The organism is Desulfothermus naphthae, assembly GCF_054657475.1.
In genome coordinates this window covers 707,162-732,743 of sequence record NZ_BAAHYQ010000003.1, presented here as the reverse complement: position 1 = coordinate 732,743, position 25,582 = coordinate 707,162, and the positions used below count along the sequence as shown (strand labels likewise).

At 30.3% G+C, this 25,582-nt stretch carries 21 protein-coding genes; 20 read left to right on the top strand and 1 reads right to left on the bottom strand.

The window, feature by feature from the left end; translation table 11 throughout:
* Positions 1–238 precede the first annotated feature (238 nt).
* The 14 genes from ACYQ1E_RS15255 to ACYQ1E_RS15190 all read left to right on the top strand — a co-directional run bounded on the left by ACYQ1E_RS15255 (position 239) and on the right by ACYQ1E_RS15190 (position 16,546).
* Positions 239–991, top strand: coding sequence for a class I SAM-dependent methyltransferase (locus ACYQ1E_RS15255; protein WP_459881269.1), 753 nt, complete (start codon positions 239–241; stop codon positions 989–991).
* 82 nt (positions 992–1,073) lie between these two features.
* On the top strand, positions 1,074–2,573 hold the full coding sequence (locus tag ACYQ1E_RS15250) for a flippase (RefSeq protein WP_459881266.1): 1,500 nt from the start codon (positions 1,074–1,076) through the stop codon (positions 2,571–2,573).
* A 229-nt stretch (positions 2,574–2,802) separates the two neighbouring features.
* The gene (locus tag ACYQ1E_RS15245) at positions 2,803–4,038 is read left to right on the top strand and encodes a TolB family protein (RefSeq protein WP_459881263.1); all 1,236 of its coding nucleotides are present in this window, start codon (positions 2,803–2,805) and stop codon (positions 4,036–4,038) included.
* Positions 4,039–4,107: 69 nt separating this feature from the next.
* Positions 4,108–5,133, top strand: a complete 1,026-nt coding sequence (locus ACYQ1E_RS15240) for a polysaccharide deacetylase family protein (RefSeq protein WP_459881260.1) — start codon at positions 4,108–4,110, stop codon at positions 5,131–5,133.
* Between the two features lie 15 nt (positions 5,134–5,148).
* Entirely contained in the window at positions 5,149–6,438 is a 1,290-nt protein-coding gene (locus ACYQ1E_RS15235; protein ID WP_459881257.1) for a polysaccharide pyruvyl transferase family protein, read from the top strand.
* A 15-nt stretch (positions 6,439–6,453) separates the two neighbouring features.
* Positions 6,454–7,341, top strand: a complete 888-nt coding sequence (locus ACYQ1E_RS15230) for a sulfotransferase domain-containing protein (RefSeq protein WP_459881254.1) — start codon at positions 6,454–6,456, stop codon at positions 7,339–7,341.
* Positions 7,342–7,393: 52 nt separating this feature from the next.
* Positions 7,394–8,728 carry an O-antigen ligase family protein gene (locus ACYQ1E_RS15225; RefSeq protein ID WP_459881251.1) on the top strand — a complete coding sequence of 445 codons (1,335 nt, stop codon included), beginning with the start codon at positions 7,394–7,396 and terminating at the stop codon, positions 8,726–8,728.
* 1 nt (position 8,729) lies between these two features.
* Positions 8,730–10,553, top strand: a complete 1,824-nt coding sequence (locus ACYQ1E_RS15220; protein WP_459881248.1) for a hypothetical protein — start codon at positions 8,730–8,732, stop codon at positions 10,551–10,553.
* Positions 10,554–10,557: 4 nt separating this feature from the next.
* The gene (locus ACYQ1E_RS15215) at positions 10,558–11,655 is read left to right on the top strand and encodes a hypothetical protein (RefSeq protein WP_459881245.1); all 1,098 of its coding nucleotides are present in this window, start codon (positions 10,558–10,560) and stop codon (positions 11,653–11,655) included.
* On the top strand, positions 11,652–12,326 hold the full coding sequence (locus ACYQ1E_RS15210; RefSeq protein ID WP_459881242.1) for a GNAT family N-acetyltransferase: 675 nt from the start codon (positions 11,652–11,654) through the stop codon (positions 12,324–12,326). Before ACYQ1E_RS15215 ends, ACYQ1E_RS15210 begins: the two co-directional genes overlap by 4 nt.
* Positions 12,313–13,464, top strand: coding sequence for a glycosyltransferase family 4 protein (locus ACYQ1E_RS15205; RefSeq protein WP_459881239.1), 1,152 nt, complete (start codon positions 12,313–12,315; stop codon positions 13,462–13,464). Before ACYQ1E_RS15210 ends, ACYQ1E_RS15205 begins: the two co-directional genes overlap by 14 nt.
* Complete coding sequence (locus tag ACYQ1E_RS15200) at positions 13,461–14,483, top strand: polysaccharide deacetylase family protein (RefSeq protein ID WP_459881236.1); 1,023 nt, start codon at positions 13,461–13,463, stop codon at positions 14,481–14,483. The genes ACYQ1E_RS15205 and ACYQ1E_RS15200 overlap by 4 nt, the downstream gene beginning before the upstream one ends.
* 34 nt (positions 14,484–14,517) lie before the next feature.
* Positions 14,518–14,964: an acyltransferase gene (locus tag ACYQ1E_RS15195; RefSeq protein ID WP_459881233.1), complete on the top strand. Its 447-nt coding sequence runs from the start codon at positions 14,518–14,520 to the stop codon at positions 14,962–14,964.
* Entirely contained in the window at positions 14,942–16,546 is a 1,605-nt protein-coding gene (locus ACYQ1E_RS15190) for a heparinase II/III family protein (RefSeq protein WP_459881230.1), read from the top strand. Before ACYQ1E_RS15195 ends, ACYQ1E_RS15190 begins: the two co-directional genes overlap by 23 nt.
* A gap of 221 nt (positions 16,547–16,767) precedes the next feature.
* Here ACYQ1E_RS15190 and ACYQ1E_RS15185 read toward each other — a convergent pair whose 3' ends face one another.
* Positions 16,768–18,060 (bottom strand): IS1380 family transposase, encoded by a 1,293-nt coding sequence (locus ACYQ1E_RS15185; RefSeq protein ID WP_459878963.1) that lies wholly within the window; start codon positions 18,058–18,060, stop codon positions 16,768–16,770.
* A gap of 82 nt (positions 18,061–18,142) precedes the next feature.
* On the opposite strand from ACYQ1E_RS15185, the gene ACYQ1E_RS15180 reads away from it, so the two are divergent.
* From ACYQ1E_RS15180 to ACYQ1E_RS15155, 6 genes are all read left to right on the top strand, one after another.
* Positions 18,143–18,397, top strand: coding sequence for a hypothetical protein (locus tag ACYQ1E_RS15180; RefSeq protein WP_459881227.1), 255 nt, complete (start codon positions 18,143–18,145; stop codon positions 18,395–18,397).
* Positions 18,369–19,121: a WecB/TagA/CpsF family glycosyltransferase gene (locus tag ACYQ1E_RS15175; protein WP_459881224.1), complete on the top strand. Its 753-nt coding sequence runs from the start codon at positions 18,369–18,371 to the stop codon at positions 19,119–19,121. Before ACYQ1E_RS15180 ends, ACYQ1E_RS15175 begins: the two co-directional genes overlap by 29 nt.
* Positions 19,096–20,652 carry a VPLPA-CTERM-specific exosortase XrtD gene (gene xrtD / locus ACYQ1E_RS15170; protein ID WP_459881221.1) on the top strand — a complete coding sequence of 519 codons (1,557 nt, stop codon included), beginning with the start codon at positions 19,096–19,098 and terminating at the stop codon, positions 20,650–20,652. The genes ACYQ1E_RS15175 and xrtD overlap by 26 nt, the downstream gene beginning before the upstream one ends.
* A gap of 217 nt (positions 20,653–20,869) precedes the next feature.
* A complete protein-coding gene (locus tag ACYQ1E_RS15165) occupies positions 20,870–21,073 on the top strand; it encodes a type II toxin-antitoxin system HicB family antitoxin (protein WP_459881218.1) in 204 nt (67 codons plus the stop codon).
* Positions 21,074–21,125: 52 nt separating this feature from the next.
* A complete protein-coding gene (locus ACYQ1E_RS15160) occupies positions 21,126–22,769 on the top strand; it encodes an MraY family glycosyltransferase (RefSeq protein WP_459881215.1) in 1,644 nt (547 codons plus the stop codon).
* A 2,258-nt stretch (positions 22,770–25,027) separates the two neighbouring features.
* Positions 25,028–25,495, top strand: a complete 468-nt coding sequence (locus ACYQ1E_RS15155) for a hypothetical protein (RefSeq protein ID WP_459881212.1) — start codon at positions 25,028–25,030, stop codon at positions 25,493–25,495.
* Positions 25,496–25,582 lie beyond the last annotated feature (87 nt).

The following is a 25,582-nucleotide window of genomic DNA, read 5'->3' as shown; positions in this document are numbered from 1 at the left end:
AAAACTCATTAACGCATTAACCCATGGACGCATTAACTCATATTCGCATTTACCCATTAACCCAGAAACTCATATACGCATTAACACATTTTTTAATTGATGTTAAAGGAGTTTATAATAGAGAAGAGGCAGGAAAGGAAGGGTTTTTGTATTGGAAGTTGGAGACTGCTTGTGTGTAATGTAGTTACATATCTATTTTACAAAAATTTGTCAAATTTAATTTGAGAGGACTGTTATTATGTATTCAGTAATGAAAAATTTATTTAAACTGTATAAAGATTTTTGTAATTTTAGCAGTAGAATGATTTTGACTAATGGAATAAAAAAAATCCATGCATTACCTCAAGGAGTAGTGTTGGATGTGGGATGTGGTCACAAACCTTATAAAAATTATTTTTCAGGTAATATTAGTAAGTACGTAGGTTTAGATTTAGATAGTCACCAAGAAGTAGATGTAGTTGGAAATGCAATTTATTTGCCTATATTGGACAATTCAATTGATACTGTTTTATGCTTTAATGCTTTAAATGTGTTCAGAAATCCTTTTATGTTTTTTAGAGAAGCGAATAGAGTATTGAAATCAGATGGTTATTTAATAATCACAACTGGTTTTATGTATCCTATATGGTGTGAAGGGTATGACTGTTGGCGAGCTACAAAATTTGGATTAAAAGTAATGGCAGAAGATAATGGATTTGTAATTGATAAAATTGTTCCATTGGGAGAAGGATTTTGGATAACAAGTGCAATCTCTTTCAAACAATATATATTTTCCATGTTGTCAGATGGTATCAAAGTATTTTTAAAACCTTCAAATGAAAATTGGCATATTGGTCTGAAGAAAATAATATCCACAATAGTTGTTATACCTTTTACTCCTCTTTTACCAATCACTACCAATTTGTTTGTTGTAATTGCATTGTTTTTAGATAAAATATTTCCTAGTGATAAGCATGCTGTTTACTATTTATTAATTGCGCAAAAGAGATAATTTTGATGAATAATTATTTTTTCTAATTAACAGGTGAAAGATATATGAAAAACAACTTTGGTTACTGAAATTAAAGGGTTATATGAATAAGATAGATAAGCATTCATTAAAATTAGCAAAAGGGGCTGCGATAAATTTTACAGGTTTTATTGGCGGAAGAGGATTACTTTTTTTATATACAATATTTTTGGCAAAGGTTTTAAAAATCAGTGATTTAGGGTTTTATTTTTTGGGTGTTACAATTGTTGATATTCTTACTGTGCTTGCTAATATGGGGTTAGTATATGGCATTGTAAGATACATTTCCATATATAGAATACAAGATAATTCTTCAAAATTAAGAGGCACAATTCAAATAGCGTACTTAATAAGTTTATTAGCAAGTATAACGCTGATATTTATTATATTTTTAGCAAAAACCGTTATATTTAATAATTCAAATCTTGCAAATATTCTTGTAATACTATCTTTATCAATTCCTTTTACAGCGTTGATGAGAATAGCTAATGCTGTTACACGTGGATTTAAAATTATGAAATATACTGCTTATATAGAAAATTTTATATGGATTGGATTTCGTGTTCTTCTGGGAGTGTTGTTTATATTAGTCTTTAATATGGGATTAAATGGAGCTTTATTTGCTTATATAAGCTCCTCATTTTTATCATGTGTTGTGGCGATATGTGTTGCTACAAAGTTCCTTCCTCCTAAGAAAGGAAAACTAAAGTATGAACTCAGAGAATTATTAAAATTTTCCATCCCTATGGTATTATCTTCGTTGACATTACGATTAAATAGACAAATAGATATTATAATTTTGGGCATGTTAGTTCCTGCGTATCAAATTGGTATATATGGAGTAGCAGTTAGATTAATGAGATTTGTTCAAATTATTAGCAATTCATTTCAACCAATCTTTGAACCTTTTGTATCAGAGTTTCAATCCAGAAAAGATTTGTTTGCATTGTCTGATTTATTTAAAACTGCTACTAAATGGAATGTTATTATAATTACCCCGATTTTTTTATCTTTACTATATTTCCCGGAATTCTTTTTGCGGATAGTTGGGAGTTCTTTTGTTGAAGCCTCTAACTGTGTTAGAATTTTAAGTGTAGCATATTTTTTTATTTCTTTTTTAGGGCTTACAAATCAGATAATATATATGTCTGGAAGATCTGATATTACTTTTAAAAATAATATTGGTATGCTTTTGGTGAATGCTATCCTTAATTATATTTTAGTTTCTTATTTAGGTATCATGGGGGCAGCAATTAGTATTGGTATCTCGCTTGTTTTACTAAATTTACTTAGATTAGTAGAAATCTATTATCTTTATCATATTCATCCTTTTAGTAAGGATCTTTATAAGATAATTAGTATAGGAATAATTTCACTACCGACGCTTTTTATAAAGAATTTATTTAACATGCCTATTATGTTGTCAATATGTATATTTATTATGTATATTTTGTTAACTTACTATTTTTTCCTTGACAAAGAAGAAACTTATATTAGGATTTATTTTCAAAAAAAAATTAAAGATCTTACGGCACGATCTTGTAAATCTTTAGGTAATAAATGAGGTATATGTAAAAAATATATCGTCAGAAAAATCTAAAATTTTCAGAGGTCAGATTATACTATCCCGCAGAATTCGATATAATTGAGACATTATGCCCTGGAATTCAAAAAACAGATAAAAGTAAGATTAAGAGCGAGAAAGAGGGAAGTTTTATAAAAATATAGATAAAAGATTTTTTTTAAGAAAAACAATATCATAGACATTATATAAAGTTATAAGGATAACTATAATGACAAACAAAAGTGAGTTTTTAACAAAAGAAAAAATTTATCCTTCTGAGAAAATAATTCTTGAAGATTCGGTTACAGGAGTTCCTATCTATCAAATAACAAATTGGCCAGCTAATCATTCTAATTTGTATTATACTAAAACTTCCTTTATGCCTAATGATCAAAATAAAGTTATAATTTTATCCTGTAGAACAGGATACTCAAATCTATTTTTGGTCTCACTTGAAGATAGTAAAATTATACAATTAACAAATCATAAAGAAGATATTGTTCGGATTTCACCGTGTATTTCTCCAGATGGAAAATATGTTTACTATGCAGTAGGTAGCACTATAAGATCCCTTGAGCTTTTAACATTAAAAGAAAGTGTTATTGCTGAATTTCCAAATTGCTATGCGGGACATTTAAGTATAAGCAAGGATGGAGAATTTTTACTAACGCAGATAAAGCCAACTTTATCTATTAGAAGAAACATAAAAAAGTTATTTTATTGTTTCAAGTCACCTTTTAAAAAGGAATCGTCTTTTTGCACTACTTTTAATAACTTATTTATAGCAGTATTATCTCGCTATGTTCCCAAAAATTACCGAGTTGTGACTGTTTCTACAAGAAAACCATTTACAATTCGCGTGATAAAAGAAGTAGATGCTTCTGGAATTACTCTTCTGTCTCCAAACAATGAGCATATATTAATACATAAGGTTGAAAGAGAGATATGGGTATGTGATTTAGATGGAAAAAATTATCGTCATTTATATGGACAGGGAACGGGAAAATGGATTACTCATCCAAATTGGCTTTCAGATGACGAAATTATTGCTATAAATTGGCCAAACGGGCTAATCGGGATTAATATGAAAGGTGAAGTAAGAATGATTAGTCAGTTTAATTTTAGACATCCTACTGTAAGATCTGATAGAAATCTAATTGTCTGTGATACTACTTTACCTGATACTGGTATTTACGCAATAAATCCATTAAATGGAGAGAAAAAACTACTTTTTCATTCCAAGTCATCTGAGCAGAAACAATGGAAGAAAAAAACACCAGCAAAAAAAAATAAAATTTTCCCTTTCTTTGTGAGAGAGCCATACGGTTCGGAATGGCATCATCCACATGCTTCATTTAGTCCTGATGGTTCTAAGATTATTTTTAATTCAACAAGAGGTGGTAAATATTCTCAGGTTTATATTGCCGAAGTTAAGCAAATTTTAAATGACTTTATGCAAAGTTGATTTAATTGTTTTAAATAAAGTAAAGAGTTAAATATGGAATAATAGACGTGTTCAATATTAAAAGCAATTATGAATATATTAAATAAAATTTTAAGTAATTTAATTTATTATAGTGGTTTTAATTGGATTTATAAAAAAATTACAGATAGAGATATCCCTATAATCTTTTATCATGAGGTAGGAAATAACATTTTATCCAGTTTTTCTACACCGCAGGATATTTTTGAAGCACAAGTCAGATGGTTATCAAAACACTATAATATAGTTTCAATAGATAATTTAGTGAAACATGTTAAGGGTGAAATTAAATTAAAAGGAAAAATTGCGGCTATTACCTTTGATGGAGGATGGATAGGAACTTATAAGACAGCTTTTCCTATTTTAAAAAAATATAATGCACCTGCTACAGTGTATATCATTACTGATTTGATAGAAGGTAATTTACCGTGGAATATGGGATTAATTTTTATCATTCATCTAACATCAAAGAAGTCTTTTAAGTTTCAATTTGACTCTGAAACATATGAATTTGGCCTTCATACAAGAGAACAAAAGCGATTTGCAAGATTAAAGATTAATGCTTATATGATAAAATTAGATAATGAAGAGAGAAAAAAAATAATATTGGAATTAGCTGATAAATTAGAAGTAGATATTTCGCAGCTTCCAAAAAAATTGTTTATGTCATGGAAACAAGTGCAAAAATTGAATAATGATTCATTAATAACCATAGGCTCACATACATTGACTCATCAAAGATTAACAGAGCTTTCATATAAAGAATGTTGGGCTGAAATTTATGAATCTAAGATTAAGATTGAGAATAAATTAAATTCTAAGGTTACTTCATTTTGTTATCCGGATGGGCGTGTATCAGAAGAAATAAAATCCTTAGTAAAAAAGGCAGGATATGACTCTGGATTGGGTGTAAGAAATAAAAATATAAAAAGCGACTTAAATAAAATTGGAGATGATGTATATGAGTTAAAACGAATATCATTACCTAATTTAGTTTTTAATCCAGCAATTGCAACTGAAGTTTCAGGAGTTATGAGGATTATTAAAAATACAGTGAGATCAATTATACAAAAATGATAAAAGGGGAAATTTATGAATAAAAGAATCAAAATTTACATACCCGAATCAATTCCAAGCGAAAATAAGGGTGAAGAAGCTATTTTGCTAGGTTTGATAACAGGAATAAAAGCTATTAATCTAGATCCAAAGATATATTTATTTTCTAATAATAAAGAAGTGGATTCTAAAAATTATGGAAATGATGTTAAGGTAGTTTCAGGAATATCATTTAGACCTTCAGGCGCGAAAGGAAAGTCTGTTTTCCAACGAATTGTTAATGCAATAAATATTTGGTTTAAACATATATTTTTTGCAATTATGTATAAAACATTAAAAGAGAAAGCCTTTTACTTCTTTAAATCTGAAAATTGGAAAGCATATTCAGAAGCTGATATTATTTTGACAGGACATGATGGTTGTATTTCAGATTTAAACATATTTTTTGCTATGTTTTGCAAAGCCATAGAAAAGAAAATTCTAATTTTTGGGGGGGGATTTAAAAAATTTAGATTTTCTATTACAGAGAAATTGGCAAGATTTGTTATTCCAAAAATAGATTTAATAGTAGTAAGACAAAAACATTCCTATGAATACCTAAAATTTTTAATTAATGCTCCAAATATATATTGGTATCCTGATCCTGCTTTTTTAATGGAACCCTATAATAAATCGGATCTTGAAGAATTATTCCAAAAGGAAAATCTTGTTGGAGCAAAAAAGCCTTTAATAGGAATGATAGCTGTTCGAGGAACTTCTTATTATCCTTATTTTTATGGTATAAAAGATGAAGAGTTGCGATATCAAACTCATATTAGTTTTTTTGCTAGGATGATTGAATATATTATAAAAATTACAAATGGCACAGTTATATTTATACCACATTGTATCAGGTCAGCTCTTAAAAATGATGATCGTGAAGTAGCTCGTGATATAAAGTCTAAATTGACTTGTTATCAGGATAGAGTAATTTTAGTTGAAAAAGAATATGATGCTAGGACATTGAAGTCTTTTATTGGAGAGCTTGATTTTTTAATTTCTCAAAGATTACATGCAGTTATTGGTGCTGCTACTGTAGGAACACCTTTTATACAACTTACTGTAAAACAAGATTTTAGATCCCATGATATTATAGAAGAAACAATTGGTCGAAAGGATTTAGTTTATGATTTAGATAATAACGATATAGAAGCCTTTATCAATGTTTTTGAGGATAAATGGAATACAAAAGAAGAAATAAAAAAATATCTTTTAGACAAATCAAAGGAAATAAAAGAGAATTGTTATGATGCTTTTAAATTATTAGCTAAAGTAATAGAAAAATAATATGGAGAAAAGCTTATGTTGACAAATTTTCTTATAATTGGGGTTCAAAAAGCAGGAACTACTTCCTTAATTAATTACTTAGCAAAGCATCCAGATGTATTTGTCCCTTTTGAAAAAGAAATTCCCTATTTTCACAGAGATGCTTTTTATAAAAAAGGAATAAAATATTATAAAAAATTTTTTAAGGATTGGAAAGGAGAAAAATTAGTTGGGCATGCACCTGTAAATACTCTATTTTATGCAAAAAAAGCAGCAAAAAGGATATATGATTTTAATAGAGAAATGAAATTGATTGTGATCTTTAGAAATCCTATAGATAGAGCATATTCTCATTATTGGTATTGTAAAAGAAATTGTTTAGAAGATGCTTTAACTTTTGAGGAAGCGATAGAAAGAGAATTAGAATTATTAAAACAAAATAAAGAATTAGAAGAGCTTCAATGTGTTTACTATTTAAGTCATGGTTTGTATTATAATCAGATTAAAGAATACTTAAAGTATTTTCCTCAAGATCAAATGCTTTTTTTGCTTTATGAAGATATGAAAAAAGACTTAAAATCTACTTTAAAAAAGGTTTATACTTTTTTAGGAATAAAAGATTATTTTCCAGAAGATTTGCTTTCAAAAAAATATAATGTAGCTTCTATGCCAAAGATAAAAATTTTACAAAAGATTATTTATAAAGATAACATAATTAAAAATTTATATAAAAGTCTTGTACCAGAAACATTGCGTTTTTTTCTTAAAGAAAAATTAATATCTCCTCTTGTATCAAAGAATTTACAGAAATTTCAATACGAACCTATGAAACCAAGTACAAGAAAATTTTTGCAAAATTTTTTTAAAGAACATAATAAAAATTTACATGAGTTGATAGGAATAGATATATCGCAATGGAATTGAATTTTATTTTCCTATTTTTTGTAAAGTTAGTCAATAAAAGAGTATATAAAATATGAAAATAGTTTTTTGGATTATAACTATAATCATATTTATTTTACTTTTTTTTGAAATTGATTATTTAATTATTTATTTCTGTATTATATCTTTACTAATACAGTGGCTTTATACTGTAAAGTTTAAAGCGTTTTCAGGCATTGATATTATAGCCATTATTCTTCCTTTGTCTCTATTAATTAAATTATTTTTTACAAGAAGAGATTCTATAAAAGTAAGAAAATCTTTTACAGATGGTCTCGTAATATTATATTATTTCTTATTAGTTTCATTACTTATCTGTGGTTTTATCCCATTAGCATTAGGTAGTCATACCAGAGCTCCTTTAGACGCAGTAACTGCCTGGGCAAAATTTTCCAGCGGATTTATAATGTTTTTTGTTTTCAGCTCTTATATAACAGATAAACAGAAGGTAGAAAAGGTTTTCTTTTCATTACCTTTTACTTTGCTGCTACCCGGAATTTATTTTTTTTGGCAGTTAATCACAGGTGATATGACATTAATAGCTAAGCGTTTGATACCAAAAGCAGGATTTCATAATCCTCATATTATTACCTATGCTATAGTTATGATTTTGCCAACAGTTATTTTTAAAATTTTTTTATTGAGGGATTCTATTATTAGATTAAGATGGTTTATAATTTTTATGATAATGTTAATTATTACATATTACTCTTATGCAAGAACTGGATGGCTAGCAGTAACTACAGAATGTATGATACTTATTTTATTACATGAAAACAAAAAAATTAAATTTTTTATAATTGCTATGCTTTTAGTTTGCTTACCTTCTTTTTATTTCTTGGGCTTATTAAATACAGCCTTGGATAAACTTGCAGATATTTATTACTTTTTTTCACATTTAGATGAGGTATGGAATAGCAATAGTCGAGAAATTTTGGGTCTTTTTACTGGGAGATGGGGTATATGGAGAGCAGATATAAAGGAACTTTTACATAGTAATCTTTTAGAGATATTACTTGGGAGAGGAATTGGAGGTGCTAATTTTATTGCGGTAAAAGCTGGTATAAATGCTGGAGAAGCTCATAATGCTTACATTATTCTTCTTATTGATTTTGGATTGATTAATTTTCTTTTATTTTTGTTTTTGATATTTTTAATGATAATTAGAGCTATTAGGATGATAAGGTCTTCTGATAATTTTTATAAGAATATTGGTAAGACATGGATTGTTCTGATATTTGGTTATAGTGTATTGGGTATGGGGACTCATATATTTTATCAGCTTGTTACTGGAGTTTGGCTATTTTGGGCGATTTGCGGAATATGTAATGGTGTTTATATAAATATCTTTTTGAAAGAGACTTATTGAGATGTTTTATTTAAGGTTTGGAATATTTCTTTTTCTTTTTGTTATTGGATGTTTTTCATCTATTCATCCTTCAAATTTTTGTCCAAATGGAAGTTTTGAAATAACTACCGTGCCGGATATTCCAGATTGTTGGGATCAGTATTTAGGTCCTAAAAAAATAAAGGGTTGGTATTCTTTTTGGAAAGTAGATAAAAATATGAGTTTTCACGGAAAGAATTCACTAAATATTATAGTTCCTAATAAAAGTTTAGTGGGCAATTTATATGCTGAATCTTGTTTTAGTGATTGGTTAATTAGAAAAAGAAAATGGAAACGCTTAAAGAAAAATAAATTTTATGTTTTATCACTTTATATGAAGAGCGATCGACCTTCTTTTCCTGTAAAGATAAGGTTTCAAAAAGATTATTATGTTAAGGTTACTACTCACTGGAAGCGTTATTATTTTCGCACTTTTTTGACTTATAAAGAAAAATTTGGAGCAATTCGCATTACTCCAATGGGGATTGGAAAATTGTGGATAGATGCAGTTCAACTTGAACCTGGAGTATCACCGTCCAAATTTAAACCATCCATTTATGATAGTAATCTTTCAAAAATGCCAAAACCTTTATCAGTAGATAAAGTTCATAAAAGAATATATAAAATAGGCTGGAAGGAAAATTTTGGTGATGTAAAATTAAATGAATTAAAAGAAAATGGTGCTTGTCCGGTTAAAGTTGATTCAGAACGACGTTGTCTCTTGGTTAACAGGAAGCCTTTTTTCTTCTTTGCAGCATGTTTTATGCGGGCACATCTTTATAAAACTAGATGGAAAGAACTTTTAAATATCTTAAAAGAACATGGATATACAACAGTAATTGCTTCTTTTAGTTGTAGGTGGAACAATTCACATGCTTCTCTTCCAGAGATTAGAAGTTTTCTTCATCTTGCGTATAGATATGGCTTAAAAGTTATTATTTGGATAAACCCAAATGCCATTAGAGATAAAAATGGTAAATTTAGACCTGTAAAAAAATATTTCCCTCCAGAAATAGTTTTACGAGAATACAAGAAAGAAATAAAACGAATTATCGTCCCTTTATTAAAAAATCATCCAGCTTTACTTGGGTGGTATTTATGCGATGAACCATGCAAAAAGTCATTGATTAGGTCTGGATTTACAAAGAAGATAATCGAATTTGCAAGAAAATTTGATAATTGTCATCCACTTTACATTAATTATGGTAATTTATTAGAAGATTACAAATTTTATAAGGGAGAAGTGCCTGGAGATATAGTTAGTCATACCCAATATCCAATTCCAGTCTATCCGATTACCTATATAGCAGAAAATACAGCTTTTGAATGTGTAACAGGTGAGTTTAAGAAGCCTGTGGTTCTTTGGTTACAACTTTGGGGCGGAAAAGGCCGTTATCCCACTCCCGATGAGTTTTCCTGCATGGCTTATCTTGCTGCAATTTATGGGGCAACTGGTTTTCAAACATGGCCAATGATGCCAGGATCAAAGCTTTTATGGAATAGAGTAAAAGTGGTTATATCGGAAATGAAAGAGCTCGCTCCTGTATTGTATGAACCAGTAAGATTTCCTATTGAGCTAAAGGGTTCAGAATATGTTCACGCGATGGCTAAAAAAGTTAATGGAAAATATTGGATAATTGCAGTTAATACCTTAAATAAACCTCAAAAAATAACTATTAAAGTTTTATCTATTAAAAACATTAGTCATGTAGAAGTAAAATTTGAGAACAGGATTTGTGACTATAAAAAGAATTATTTTGAAGATAATTTTAAACCTTATGAAAGACATGTTTATAAAATAGAGTAAGCTTATGAAATTTGATGTAGCTATTTTAGGTTTAGCCCCTCAAGGGTTAGCTTTACTTAGAACCTTTGCTAGAATGGGATTAAATGTTCTAGCCATTGGAACACCATCTCAAGTTGGAATAAAATCTAAATATGGAAAGATTTTTATAATAAAAAAATTAGATGAGCTTAAAAGTATATTAGAAAAATATATTCAAAAAAATACAATTGTTCAAGTAACTAGCGATTACTTTTTAAATTACTTATTAAAGAATTATCCAGAAACTTTTTTATCATATAACATCTATCCTTCCTATGAAGTTGCTAACATTTTTGCAAATAAATTTAAAACAGGAATCTTATCACAGCAATTAGGAATTAATTATCCTAAATGTTATATTTTAAAGGATATAGATATTAAAAATTTTAATTTATTTCCATCCATTTTAAAATGGAATATAAGATATAAAGAAACAACTTTTAAAACGGTAGTTATAAATTCTACCAAAGAATTACAATTACATTGGTCCAATTTTACTACGCAAGAAAGGGAAAATTTACTTCTCCAAGAATATATTAAAGGAGGTTTTGATACTGATATAAGTTATGGGGGATATTGGGAAAATGGAATAGAAAAAGTAGGAATTGTAATAATTCAGAAGAGAAAATTTCCTTATCCTGGAGGCTTAGCAAGTTGTGTAGTAGAAGAAACAAATAATTCTTACGTAGTCGAAGTAAGAAAAATTGCCCAAAAAATTTTATCTTATGTTAAGTATGAAGGTTTTGTTGAAGTAGAATGTAAAATTGTTCCTCAGAATAAACAGGTATATTTAATTGAAGTTAATCCTAGAGCCTGTGGATGGATTAAGATATTAATGGATCGTTTTGTTAATTTTGTTTTAAAAGAAAAGACTGATAAGAATAGTAGTAAAAAATTAATTTGGATAAATTTAGTTAGAGATATAAGAGCCGGTTTTTATCTTTTAAGAAAATATCGTGATCCCAAGTGGATTATAGATATGTTTAAAGATTATTTAAAATTTCCTATTTGGGATATATTTGATTTACGAGATATTAAACCTTTTCTATGGCAATTTAGAAAGCTTTTGTGGAGGTTGAAATGAACAAGATAAAAACATTGCTAAAGAAAACCGTTTTTAAAGTACAAAGTGAAGGAATATTAAGTACAATAGTAGAAATTTTTAAAATTTTTGCGCAAAAAACTGGTTTTTCTTCATCTATAACTTTGATTTATAGAATTGATTTATCTTTAACAAGTTTATATTTATTAAATAATTTTTCTCAATATCATATTCTTGTGATAAATGACGTTGGTGAGTTTAACAATTTTTATCAGGTTCCTCAGAAGCTTTATTTTTTACCGTTAAAAAAGTGGTTCGAAAGAGGTTCTAAGTGTTTAGCTATTAGTAAAAATAGGCATTTAGCAGCATATACTTGGATACATAAAAATTTTTACGATGAGTTAGGCCCTGCAGGAGCATTAAGATTAGATGAAAACGAAGCATATATTGGTCCTTTCTATACAGATCCTTTATTTAGAGGAAAAGGTCTCTATTATATACTTATGAATTATGCCTTACATCATTTAAAGAAAAAAAATATTGTTTTTTTATACGGTTCTTCAAATATACATAATATAGCTACTATTAAGGTACTATCAAAATCAAATTTTAATATTATTGGCATAATCTGGGTTCAAGGTAATAACTACCAAATAATAGATTTTACAAAAGAAAAGAAGTTAAATAAAAAGTTTTACAATGAAAAAAATTAATATTTTATTTACTAGGTCATTTAGATTTCTTCGTAGAGGTGGAGTAACTATTTACGCAAAATATTTGGTAAAACATCTTAAGAGGGATCTTATTGAGATAATTAATCTAAAGGAAATTTCTAAACAATCAATAGATATATTAAAAGAACATAGTGATTCCTCTATTAGAGAAAAGATAAAGTCAAGATTTTTTCTTACTCTTTTTAGTCTATTATTCCCATTCCGAATTTTAATCCATTCAGTAGATATTATTCATGCAAATCCATCATTTAGGCCAATACCCTTAATTAGAGATAGTTATTTTATTTTATGGGCAGCCTTATTAAGAAGAAAAATAGTTGTAACTATACATGGATGGGATTACAATTTAGAACAAAAGATGTTGTCTTGTAAATATCTATCACGAATTTTTGCGCTCATTTATAATTTAGCCGATGTTATTTTTGTTTTATCTGAGAATTTTAAAAAATCACTTTTAAAACTTGGGATAAAAACTAAAATTATTGTTGAAACTAATATGGTAGATGATAATCCTATTTTAGAAAATAGTATAGAAAACAATATAAAACAAAAACCATTTAAAAAAAACTTAATAATACTATTTCTTGCCCGTATCGAAAAAACAAAAGGAATATATCAGGCAATTGAGGCTTTTAAGATTGTGTATCAGAAGTTCCACAATATAACACTTTTTATTGCTGGAAGTGGTGCAGAGTTAGAGTATGTTAAAAAATTTGTAAAGGAACAAAAGATACCACATATTAAATTTTTAGGCTATGTTTCAGGGAAGAAAAAGACAGAAGTTTTTTTGAATTCTGATATTTATTTATTTCCTTCATACCATGAAGGTCTTCCCATTTCCGTTTTAGAAGCCATGTATTTTGGCCTACCTGTTATTACAAGACGTGTTGGAGGATTAAAAGACTTTTTTATTAATGGCAAACATGGTTTTATTACTGATTCTAAAGATCCCAAAGTCTTTGCAAATTACTTAGAAAAGTTAATTTTAGATAGGGATCTTAGAATAAAGATCTCACAATTTAATCATAATTATGCAAAAGAGTATTTTGTTGCTTCTAAAGTTGTGCAGAGAATTGAGGGAGTTTATTTAGATCTTTTTAAGGAAAGTTTGTTATGATTTATATTATACTCACTCTTGATTATGAGATTTTTGGTAATGGTGCGGGCGATGTTTTGCGTCATATTATTAAACCTACAGATAGAATACTTGGTATTCTGGAACAATATAATGTACCTCTTACAATCATGTTTGAAGTGGGGGAATATTTAAAATTTCAAGAGTATGATGCTCAAATAAAAAAGGACAAAGGTTATTCTTATGCTAATGCTATGTCCAAACATGTTATTGATGCATATCAGAGAGGTCATGATGTTCAGTTACATATTCACCCACAGTGGTTTAATGCCTATTATAAATCTGGACAATGGATAATGGATGATCCAGATATTTGTATATCTGAATTTTCAGCTAATGAAATTGATAAAATAATTTCAACTTCAAAGAAATGTTTAGAAAATATTTTAAAACCAATTGATAGAGTGTATAGTTGTAAGGTTTTACGACTGACCAATTTAAATTGGTCAGAGGCTCCAAGAAGTGTTTTTGCTTCTATGGCTAAAAATAACTTACATGTTCATTCCTTAGCTGTTTCTACTAATCCTAAAAATACAAAGAAAGGATATTGGTACTTAGATAAAAACTATCCAATAATAGAAATTCCGATTCATGCATTAAAAATGCCTATCTATAAATATGTAAACCGTTATAGAATAATTACGGCTTTATATAGATTATTAATTTCAAAGTTTTTTTGGAGAAATAATAAAAATAGTAAAAACAATAAAAAAACACAAAAAAAACTAAGTGTTAAAAGTATATTAAAAAAAGTATTTGATTCTTATCCAGCAAAATGGGATTTTTGCAAACAGTCTTCTAAAGAAATGATTTATTTTCTCTTTAAAGCAATGGAATTTTATGATTGGCAGAATTGTGATGTTCCTTTAGTTATGATTTCACATTCAAAAGATTTTTTTAATAGTAGAAATTTAATTTATTTTTTAGAACAGGTTAAAAAAATAAATAATATTAAATTTGTTACTTTTAATAGTTTTATAGATATTTTAAAAAGAAATTAATTTTAATTCTTTTGTAAAGGTAAGGAATGAAAATATGTTTATTTATACAGTATTTCGAAAAATTATTCACCATGTTGGTAGTTATTTGAGAAGGATAAAAAAAATATATTATAAAATGTGTGGCATTAAAATTGGCCAAAATACCATGATTAGTTTGGGTGCCAAACTTGATGTTAGAAGAGGTGAAATTATTATTGGCAATAATTGTACAATAACATATGGCTGTATTCTTTTATCTCACGATGCTACTGCTAAATGGTTACATCCTGGAGATAATGGAGCAGGTAAGATTATAATAGAAGATGATGTTTTTATTGGAGTGGGAACAATAGTTATGCGAAATGTTAGAATAGGTAAAGGGGCTATAATTGGAGCTGGATCTGTAATTACTAAAGATGTTCCTGCAGGAGCAATTGTTATTGGAAATCCACAAAGGATAATAGGATATAGACCAGGTTATGAGCCAATTAAAAAAAATTAAGTTTTATATCTTGAGACTTAAAAATTCATCAATAAAAGAAATATGTTATAGAATAAAAGAATTAATTTTTATTAAAAGACTAAAAAGTGCACAGAAAAAAATTCTTCAGACCCATATAAATTTTATCCAACATATTAAAATTCCTAATTTTTATTTTGAACGGGATTCTTATAAGATTGTAAATGAAATTTTAAAAGGGAAAACATATACCTTAAATGAATCTATTGAGTTAATAAGTGAAATTGAAGCCCAGTACAGATTCACTTTTTTTTCAGATATAGATATAACCAAGTTTCCATTGGATATAAGGTCTATTTGGGAGCCAGCTAGACTTCAACATTTGGCTTTTTTAAGTTTATATATTCTTCAAAATCCTACTTTAGCAAATAAAGATAAAGAAATAATAAAAAAATATATTAAAAGATCTCTGTTTAAATGGTTTAATGATAATCCTTTTCCTTATGGGTTACATTATATATCTGCAATGGAATGTGCTCTTAGGATACCTGTTTTTGTATATTGTTTTAAAGCATTGGACGATGTCCTAACAAAAGAAGAAGTAAAAGAGATTGCTCAACAGATATTTATAAACGCTTGGTTTGTTTTTAATAGACTTTCTCTTTATTCTTCTGTTGGAAATCACACAATAGCAGAATGCACAGGACTTATCTTTGCTGCTCTTTCTATAGACTGCCTTTTTAGTAAAAAATGGCTTGATGTTGCCATACAACTTCTGAAACAGGAAGCTTATCACCAAATCTTAAATGATGGAGGACCTGCAGAGCAGTCCTTAAATTATCATAGGTTTATTCTTGATCTTTTATGGCTATCAAAAAATATGCTTGAAATAAACGGAAATAATGAACTCAAAGAAGTTGAATATAGGTTAAAAAAAGGTGAAAAATTTTTAAGTTGTTTTTATTATGACAAAGATAAATACCCCTCAATTGGGGATAGCGATGATGCTCATGCAATAGCACCTGGGGTATATCCTATAATAAGGAGTAATCCACAGAAAGTAGGATATTATCTTTTTCAAACTTCAGGATACAGCATTATAAGAACAGATAATATATTATTCATATTTGATCATGGCCCATTAGGAATGCCACCATTGTATAACCACGGTCATGCTGATGCACTTTCTGTAATTCTTATAAAGAATGGAAATCCTTTTTTGATTGATACTGGGACATATAAGTACAACAAAGAGCTCAAGCTACGAAAATATTTTAAAGGTACAAAGGCACATAATACAGTTACAATTGATGATAAAGACCAGGCAGTTCAAGAAACTTCTTTTATATGGAGCCATCCGTATAGATGTCATTTAGAAAGAATTTATACAACTGAGAAAGATCTGTATATTTCTGCTTATCATGATGGATATAAAAGGCTTTCTAACCCGGTATTTCATAGAAGAACTGTATCATTTTTTGATAATGAGTTTTTTATTATAAAAGATTCTTTTTGGGGAGAAGGAACTCACAAATTTGAATTAAATTTTCATTTAGCAGATGGTTCAATGGTAAAAAAGATTGACAGATGGTGGCAAATAGAAAATAAAAAAGAGTCTACCTAAAATCTGCAATTACAGTTCAATCGTAAGCAACTGATTGTTCTGGACAGAGATACCTAGATATGGAGCTGTTATGTTAAAGGATATGTCTCCCTCATTGTGACTTGGAAGGCTTTTTCAGGTAGAAGCTGCGGTCAGTGGCACTCTTTACGGGTGTGTAAAGGCACACCACTGCACATGGACTTACGCAAAATCCTATTTTGGAGGATACTCTCAAAAAAAGATTAAGCAAATTGTAATGACCGGATGGAATTTTCTATCTTTATCCAACGTTCTTTGAAAAAATAATCCCTCGATAATCGAAGGAACCATTGTCGTCCCGCATGCATCAGCCGAGCTGGAACATGGATTAGAAACATGCGGATTGTGTTGGGCTCTTCTCTAAAACCATCTTCATCGTTGAGCCACATCATCCAAACCAGTAGATTGTAAGCCAGAATACAGGTCTGGAATATGGCGGAGTTGGCCCAAAAATCCTGTGTCAAAATGCTTCCAGAGGCCATCTGTCCCTTACACCACTCAATCCAGTTTTCACTGGCCCCCCGTTGGCAATAATACCTGTGGACGTCCCAGGGACTCAGGTTCATATTTGTTACATAACAAAAATAATCATACTCAGTCTTTGTAACGCTGAAAAAAAAGCAACTAAATTTGCTCTCTATTACTTGACGTACGGCCACAAACCGGCGGGGGTGTTTCCACCTCTCACATTTGTATGTGAATTCGGTCTTCTCATAGCCAGGTCTATTTTTAACCTTGTGCCATTTCTGAGCTTCTAAAAGCTGAGTGAGTCCTCGCATCTTAACCTTGATTAAGTACAAAGCATGAGCCTCTTCTAAGTAGTCTAAAAGTTCTCCATTAAAAAAGGCGGAATCTGCACGTACAATAATTTTCCAGACTCTCCTTGGAAGCTTGGCAAAGCACTCTTGCATAAACTCTACACAACCATTGGCTGAATAAGCATCTCCGGCTCTAAACCAGTTGTGAAGACATTCCCGCGTCTCAGCAATAAAGCAAAGTAGCGGATGATATCCCCTTTGTCCTGGCTTCTTGGGGTTGTAACCCTTCTCGGCACCTTCCTGTTTCCCATACACCCCACGCACTGTAGAGTCCAAATCTAAAGTGATGCGGCTAAACCATTTTTTACCCCAAACCTTTTTGCGCACTTTTGTTTCTACATCGGAGAGCTCATTGCAATGTCGGGGATTAAACAACTTAAAAACCCGATTTATGGTAGTATAGTCAGGAAACCTTTCCCATTTAAAAAGCGACCTCAATGCTAAATCAGATTTTAGGATAAATACATGGCTCATATGCTTAGCCCCGGCTAACACTGCCATCATCAAAATCATGATAATGTCGGAAACCTTATACTGTGCGGTAGCTCCCCGCTTAATAGTAATGTGTTGCTCAAGCATCTTGGGAAGCTTCAGTTTGTCAGCAAACAGGCCCAGCAATACCAGTCCGGCGTTGCCCGTAAGATTTTTTTCAGTGAACTTAACATGGAATCTACGCATAGAATCAGTGCCTCCTTCATACTTCCTATTTGAAACACTTTATACCATTAATTCACTATATTGTCAAGCTAAACATTATCTTATGATGCAAATTTTAGGGTCTATATTTATCTGTTCCGTTGATGAATACGATTTCAATTTAACAAAGAATTTCTCTTCACCCTGTTATGGAGTTAAAAGTGAAATAAATGTATTACACATGAAAAAACATGGGCTACCTAAAGAAGTTTATTTTTGCACGGCGATTTCAATTAATTCACCTTTAAATTTAAAAACATTAGAAGAAAAGGTTAAAGAAAGTGCAGAGGTTGAAAATATTAAATATATGGGTAGATAGTATAACTAAACAAGAATTTCTTAAAAAGATAGAAGAGTTTATCCATACAAAAGAGAAAAAAGTTCATACAATCTTTGCCTCTAATCCTGAAAAAAATTTTTCCGTTCCAAAAGATCCAGTTGTTTATAAAATATTTAAAGATGCTGATATACTCCTTCCAGATGGGATAGGTGTTGTTTTAGCAGCAAGACTCCTATATGGAATTCATATAACAAGGCTTCCTGGCGCTGATATGATGGAAGAGATATGTAAATTGGCAGCTAAAAAAGGATTTAAAGTATTTGTATATGGTGCAAAAGAAGAAGTAAATAAAAAGGCTGTAGATATTTTAATAAGAAAATATCGAGGCTTAAATATTGTTGGAAGATCCCATGGTTATGTGAATGAAAAAGATATGAACAAATTAATAGAAAAAATAAATAATTCAAAAGCAGAGATTCTTTTTGTTGCATTAGGTTCTCCAAAACAGGAAAGATGGATTGCTGCATATAAAGACAAGTTAAATACAGTAAAGGTATGTCAAGGTATAGGAGGAACTCTTGATACTATTGCTGGAAATGTAAAAAGAGCTCCAATTTTTTGGCAAAGGCTAAATCTTGAATGGCTATATAGACTTATATCAGAGCCAAAGAGGATAAAAAGACAAAAGGTTCTTCCTGTTTTTGCATTTTTGATATTATTAGAAAAGGTTAAAACATATGTTAAAAAGAGAAAAGATTTATAATAGCTTATATTTGGGTATTATTGGACTTTTAATAATCGCTACTTATTATTCCACTCTTTCGTGGCTTTTTTTTGTAGATCTTACTAGAGAAGACTATAATTATGGGTATATTATACCTTTTATAGTCTGTTATCTGTTATGGGAAAAAAAAGATATTTTAAAAAGTGTTCCCTCTATCCCTTCCTGGAAAGGAATTATTTTAATAATTTCAGGAATTATTATATTCTGGTTTGGAGAACTTGCAGGTGAATTTTATTCACAATATATTTCCTTGTGGATTATAATAGTGGGATTGGTATGGTGTTTTGTAGGTTGGTCAAAACTTAAAAAAATTATTTTCCCTTTAATGATTATTCCTTTGATGTTTCCTCTCCCTCAATTTATAAACAACAGACTCACATTAAAACTAAAGCTTATATCTTCTAAATTAAGCGTATTATTCCTTCAGTTTCTCGATATTCCAGCTTATAGAGAAGGAAATATAATTGATCTTGGTTTTACTAAGTTACAGGTAGTAGATGCTTGTAGTGGACTTAGGTATCTTTTTCCTTTATTAGTCCTGGGAATAATAATGGTTTATTTTTATAAAGAAAAGTTATGGAAGAAATTAATAATTGTACTTTCTACCATACCTCTGTCTATAATAACCAATGCTCTTAGAATCACAATTACTGGTATTTTATATAAGAAAGTTGGTCAGGAAGTAGCAGAAGGATTCTTCCATGCATTTTCAGGATGGTTAATTTTTATATTGAATATGTTAATAATTTTAGGTGAAATGTGGCTACTGAAAAAAATATTTCCTTACACAAGCTTTAATACAAAAACACCAGATAAGGCTAAAAATAAAAATGAACATAAAGATGAAAAACTCAATGCACCTTTAAAACCGTCTTACCTGACATTTATTGCTATTTTTATTATATTTTTCTTAAATACATGTATGGTTTATTCAATAAAATTAACCCAGAAAAAAATACCTATTAACAAAGCATTATCAACTTTTCCTGTAGCTGTTGATGGATGGAAGGGAACGCACGATTATTTAACTAAAGATATAATAAATGCATTAGATCTTTCAGATTATGTTGTATTAAACTACCAGAATTCAGAGGGTAAAACAGTAAATTTTTATGTGGCATACTATGAAATACAAACCAAAGGAAAATCAATCCATTCGCCAAGAAGTTGTTTTACTGGAAGCGGATGGGTTTTAAAGCAAGATGGTTTAAAAAAAGTAAGATTATCTAATAATAAAACAATAGTTGTTAGAAGACTTTATATGGAAAAAACGGGTAATCGTCAGATTTGTTATTATTGGTTTTATCTAAGAGGAAGAGTTATTAGTGATGCTTATCATGTAAAATTTTTCAATTTTTTGGATTCCATAACAAGACATAGAACAGATGGTGCGCTTATAAGAATAGTTACGCCAATTTATAATTTTGAGATGGTTAGGGACGCAGACAAGAGACTGGAAAATTTCATAAGAATGATATATCCAATTTTAAATAAATATTTGCCTGCTTAAAATTAAAAAAATAGCAAATGCAAAGTCAAGGATCTTTGATACAAGTTAAACTTTTTGCTTTAAAATAAATATACTGTAAAATAAGAAGCAAGTAAGTATGTTTAAAAAAATTATTCCTGGGATAAAATTGCACAAGATTTTAAGAGATTGTATAATGATTGCTGTAACTGTATTGATTTTTATAACAGGTGAGAAAATCAAAAATGGATATTGAAATATGAAATTAAAAGTAATCGTTCACACTGCAGAAGAAGGTGGATATTGGGCAGAAGTCCCTTCTATCCCTGGTTGTGCTACTCAAGGTGAAACATTTGAGGAACTTTTGACCAATATTTGCGTGGCTGTAGAAGGTTGTTTGTCTGTAGATATGAAGGACATTCAAATAAATGAAAATGACAGAGTTCTGGAAATAGCAGTTTGAAAGCCATATCTGTTAACAAATTCGCAGAACTTTTTGAAATCAACGGAGTAATATGACTGTAGTTTTTACAATTATTATAATTTCTTTTTTTATCACTATATCTATCATTCCAGTTCTTTATAGAATTGCTCTTAAGTACAATCTCCTGTTGGATATACCGTCTAAAAGAAAGATGCATGAGAGGCCTGTTCCGAGAATTGGCGGGATTGGCATGGCCCTGGCCTTTTTTGTCACTACCTTTATGTGGGTACCAAAAAATGAATTTTTTTATGCCTTTTTAATTGGATGTGGGATAATTGTGTTTTCTGGTGTTTTAGATGACTTGTTCTCTTTAGGGTATAAACCTAAATTTTCAGCTCAAATAATAGCAGCCGTGGTTTTAATAGTGTATGGTAAGGTAAGAATTTTATCTGTTGGAAACATTCTTCCTGAAAATTTTTGTCTTTCTGATTGGTCTAGCTTTTTGTTAACCCTGGTTGTAATTGTAGGTATTACTAATGCCATTAATCTTGCCGATGGTCTGGACGGACTGGCAGGTGGGATTTGTTTGTTGGCATTTTCATGTATCGCTTATCTTGCATATTTAGTTCACATGCCTATTATCTTACTTTTTTGTGCATCCATGATAGGGAGTATTCTGGGTTTTTTGAGATTTAACACATATCCAGCAACCATTTTCATGGGAGATACCGGGAGCCAGTTGCTTGGATTTAGTGGAATAATATTGGCTATAAAGCTCACTCAAGAAAGTATTGACTTAAGCCCTGTTTTGCCAGCCCTTATTTTTGGAGTTCCTATTCTGGATACCCTCTCAGTAATGACTCAGAGGATGATGGAAAAAAGACCATTATTTAAAGCAGACAAAAACCATTTTCATCATAAATTGATTCGTCTTGGTTTATTTCATACAGAAGCAGTAGTTGTTCTCTATACATTACAATTTTTATTTATTCTTTTGGCTATTATTTTTAGAACATCTTCGTCAATAATAATTTTACTTGGATTTATTATTTTTCTTGTTTTAACGATATTATTTTTTATTTTTATTGAAAAAAGAGATTATAAACTCGTACGTTTTGAGTTTATAACAAACTTAAAAAGTAAATTAAGAGATATTAGAGAACAGGGATTTTTTATTAAATGGTGTTTTTTTGCCTTAAAAATTTTTCTTCCTGTTTTAATGGTTTTTATTTCTTTTGTACCTGCAAATATACCAAAATATTTATCTATTGTTGCAACAGCTATAGTAATTTTATTGTTATTTAATATTGGTATTGGAAAGAAATTAAATCTTTTACTAAGATTAATAGCATATATGTTTTTTCCTTATTTAATTTTCTTAGGTGAACAAAATAGCTATGTCTTAACTAATCATTCTTTATTAATAGGTTATAACTTATTATTTCTTTTAGTAACTACATTTTCTGTTCTAACGATAAAACTTACAAGAAGACGTAGTGGATTTTATGTAACACCAATGGATATTTTAATCTTGTTAATTATAACAAGTTTATTTATAATCCCTGCTGATAATATAAATATTCACAAAGTGGGTATGATTGCAGCAAAAAGTCTCATTATTCTTTTTGGTTATGAAGTTTTAATAGGAGAACTCAGAAAAGAGACAAAAGCATTAGGTATTTTTATACTTGGAGTTCTTATTGCGATTATAATAAGAGGATTTTGTGCGATTTAACAATAGAGGATTCGCCATCGGCGTACCTAAAAAGAGCAAAAAAGGGGACATGCGAATAATGTAATTCTAACAAGAGTGACCAGTGTGTGTGATCAGTGTGTGTGATAAAGAGTGATCAATGAAAACTGAACAGTGTCAGTAGATAACAGATCACAGACACAGATCACAGATAACAGTGATCAGTGTCAGTAGATAACAGATCACACACACAGATAACAGGTCACACTAACAAGAGTGACCAGTGTGTGTGATCAGTGTGTGTGATAAAGAGTGATCAATGAAGACTGAACAGTGAGTATATAACAGATCACAGACACAGATCACAGATAACAGTGATCAGTGTCAGTATATAACAGATAACACACACAGATAACAGGTCACACTAACAAGAGTGACCAGTGTGTGTGATCAGTGTGTGTGATAAAGAGTGATCAATGAAGACTGAACAGTGAGTATATAACAGATCACACACACAGATAACAGGTCACAACATCAAAAAAGGGGACATGCAAATAATGCAATTTGGGTTAATGGGTTTATGCGTTTATGCGTAAATGGGTTGATGGGTTTGTTGGCTTAATAATAAAATGGAACATTAAACAAGAAGGCCTTTTTCCCGAAATCAGTCACAGACCACAGATAACAGGTCACAGACACTAACAAGAGTGACCAGTGTGTGTGATCAGTGTGTGTGATAAAGAGTGATCAATGAAGACTGAACAGTGAGTATATAACAGATCACACACACACTGATAACAGGTCACAACATCAAAAAGGGGACATGCAAATAATGCAATTTGAGTTAATGGGTTAATGGGGGTATGCGTTAATGGGTTAATGGGTTGATGGGTTTGTTGGCTTAATAATAAAATGGAACATTAAACAAGAAGGCCTTTTTCCCGAAATCAGTCACTGACCACTGATAACAGGTCACACTAACAAGAGTGACCAGTGTATGTGATCAGTGTGTGTGATAAAGAGTGATTAGTGAAAACTGAACAGTGTCAGTAGATAACAGATCACACACACAGATAACAGATAACAGTGATCAGTGTGAGTGGAAAACAGATCACAGACACTGATAACAGGTCACAACATCAAAAAAGGGGACATGCAAATAATGCAATTTGGGTTAATGGGTTTATGCGTTTATGCGTAAATGGGTTGATGGGTTTGTTGGCTTAATAATAAAATGGAACATTAAACAAGAAGGCCTTTTTCCCGAAATCAGTCACAGACCACAGATAACAGGTCACAGACACTAACAAGAGTGACCAGTGTGTGTGATCAGTGTGTGTGATAAAGAGTGATCAATGAAGACTGAACAGTGAGTATATAACAGATCACACACACAGATAACAGGTCACAACATCAAAAAAGGGGACATGCAAATAATGCAATTTGGGTTAATGGGTTAATGGGGGTATGCGTTAATGGGTAAATGGGTTTGGTGGGTTTGTTGGGTTAATAATAAAAGGGAACATTAAACAAGAAGGCCTTTTTCCCGAAATCAGTCACAGACCACGGATAACAGGTCACAGACACTAACAAGAGTGACCAGTGTGTGTGATCAGTGTGTGTGATAAAGAGTGATCAATGAAGACTGAACAGTGAGTATATAACAGATCACACACACAGATAACAGGTCACACTAACAAGAGTGACCAGTGTGTGTGATCAGTGTGTGTGATAACATCAAAAAAGGGGACATGCAAATAATGCAATTTGGGTTAATGGGTTAATGGGGGTATGCGTTAATGCGTAAATGGGTTGATGGGTTTGTTGGCTTAATAATAAAATGGAACATTAAACAAGAAGGCCTTTTTCTCGAAATCAGTCACAGACCACAGATAACAGGTCACAGACACTAACAAGAGTGACCAGTGTGTGTGATCAGTGTGTGTGATAAAGAGTGATCAATGAAGACTGAACAGTGAGTATATAACAGATCACACACACAGATAACAGGTCACAACATCAAAAAGGGGACATGCAAATAATGCAATTTGGGTTAATGGGTTTATGGATAAATGGGTTGTTACAAAGCCTGCCTAAATCAGTCTCCTACCCTTTGTTGAGAAAAGTATCTATAGACCTAGAAAAGTAAACAAGGAAGAGGGATTATTGATTAATGGTTAGGATAGGTTAACGTTAATATAAAACATATTTGAATTTTAACAGCAACTTGACATAAATATAAACAAAAGGTAAAGTCAAATGAGAATGTAAATAGTAAATAATATTGAGGTGTTAGAATGATGAAAAGGTTTATTCTGATAATTACAATTATATTTTGTTTGAGTTTATTTTCAGGTGGAGTGATTGCCTCTAATGCAAAATCAGAGGTTAAGACACCATTACCTATGGGTTTGTCAAAGGATACTCAATTTATTATTTATTACATGGACAAGCGTTTTGATGCCTTGTACCGGGAAATGGATAAACGTTTTGAACAAGTGGATAAACGTTTTGAACAGGTGGATAAACGCTTTGAACAGATTATGAATTTTTTATGGATGTTAACTGGAATTTTTACTACTTTGACTGCTGCGGTGATAGCCTTTGCATTCTGGGATAGGCGCACAATTATTCGTCAGGCTCGAAATGAGGCCATTGAAAGAATTGAAAAGGAAGGTCGGCTCCAGAATTTGATAGAAGTTCTCCGAACATTTGCCAAAAAAAATAGTGAATTTGCAGAAATTTTAAAATCTTTTAATCTGTTGTAACACATCCCTATGTCTCAGAAGAGATGGCATTTAAAGTGAGCATAAAAAAAGGGCACATGCAAATAATGCTCTTCAGGTGTTAGGTAG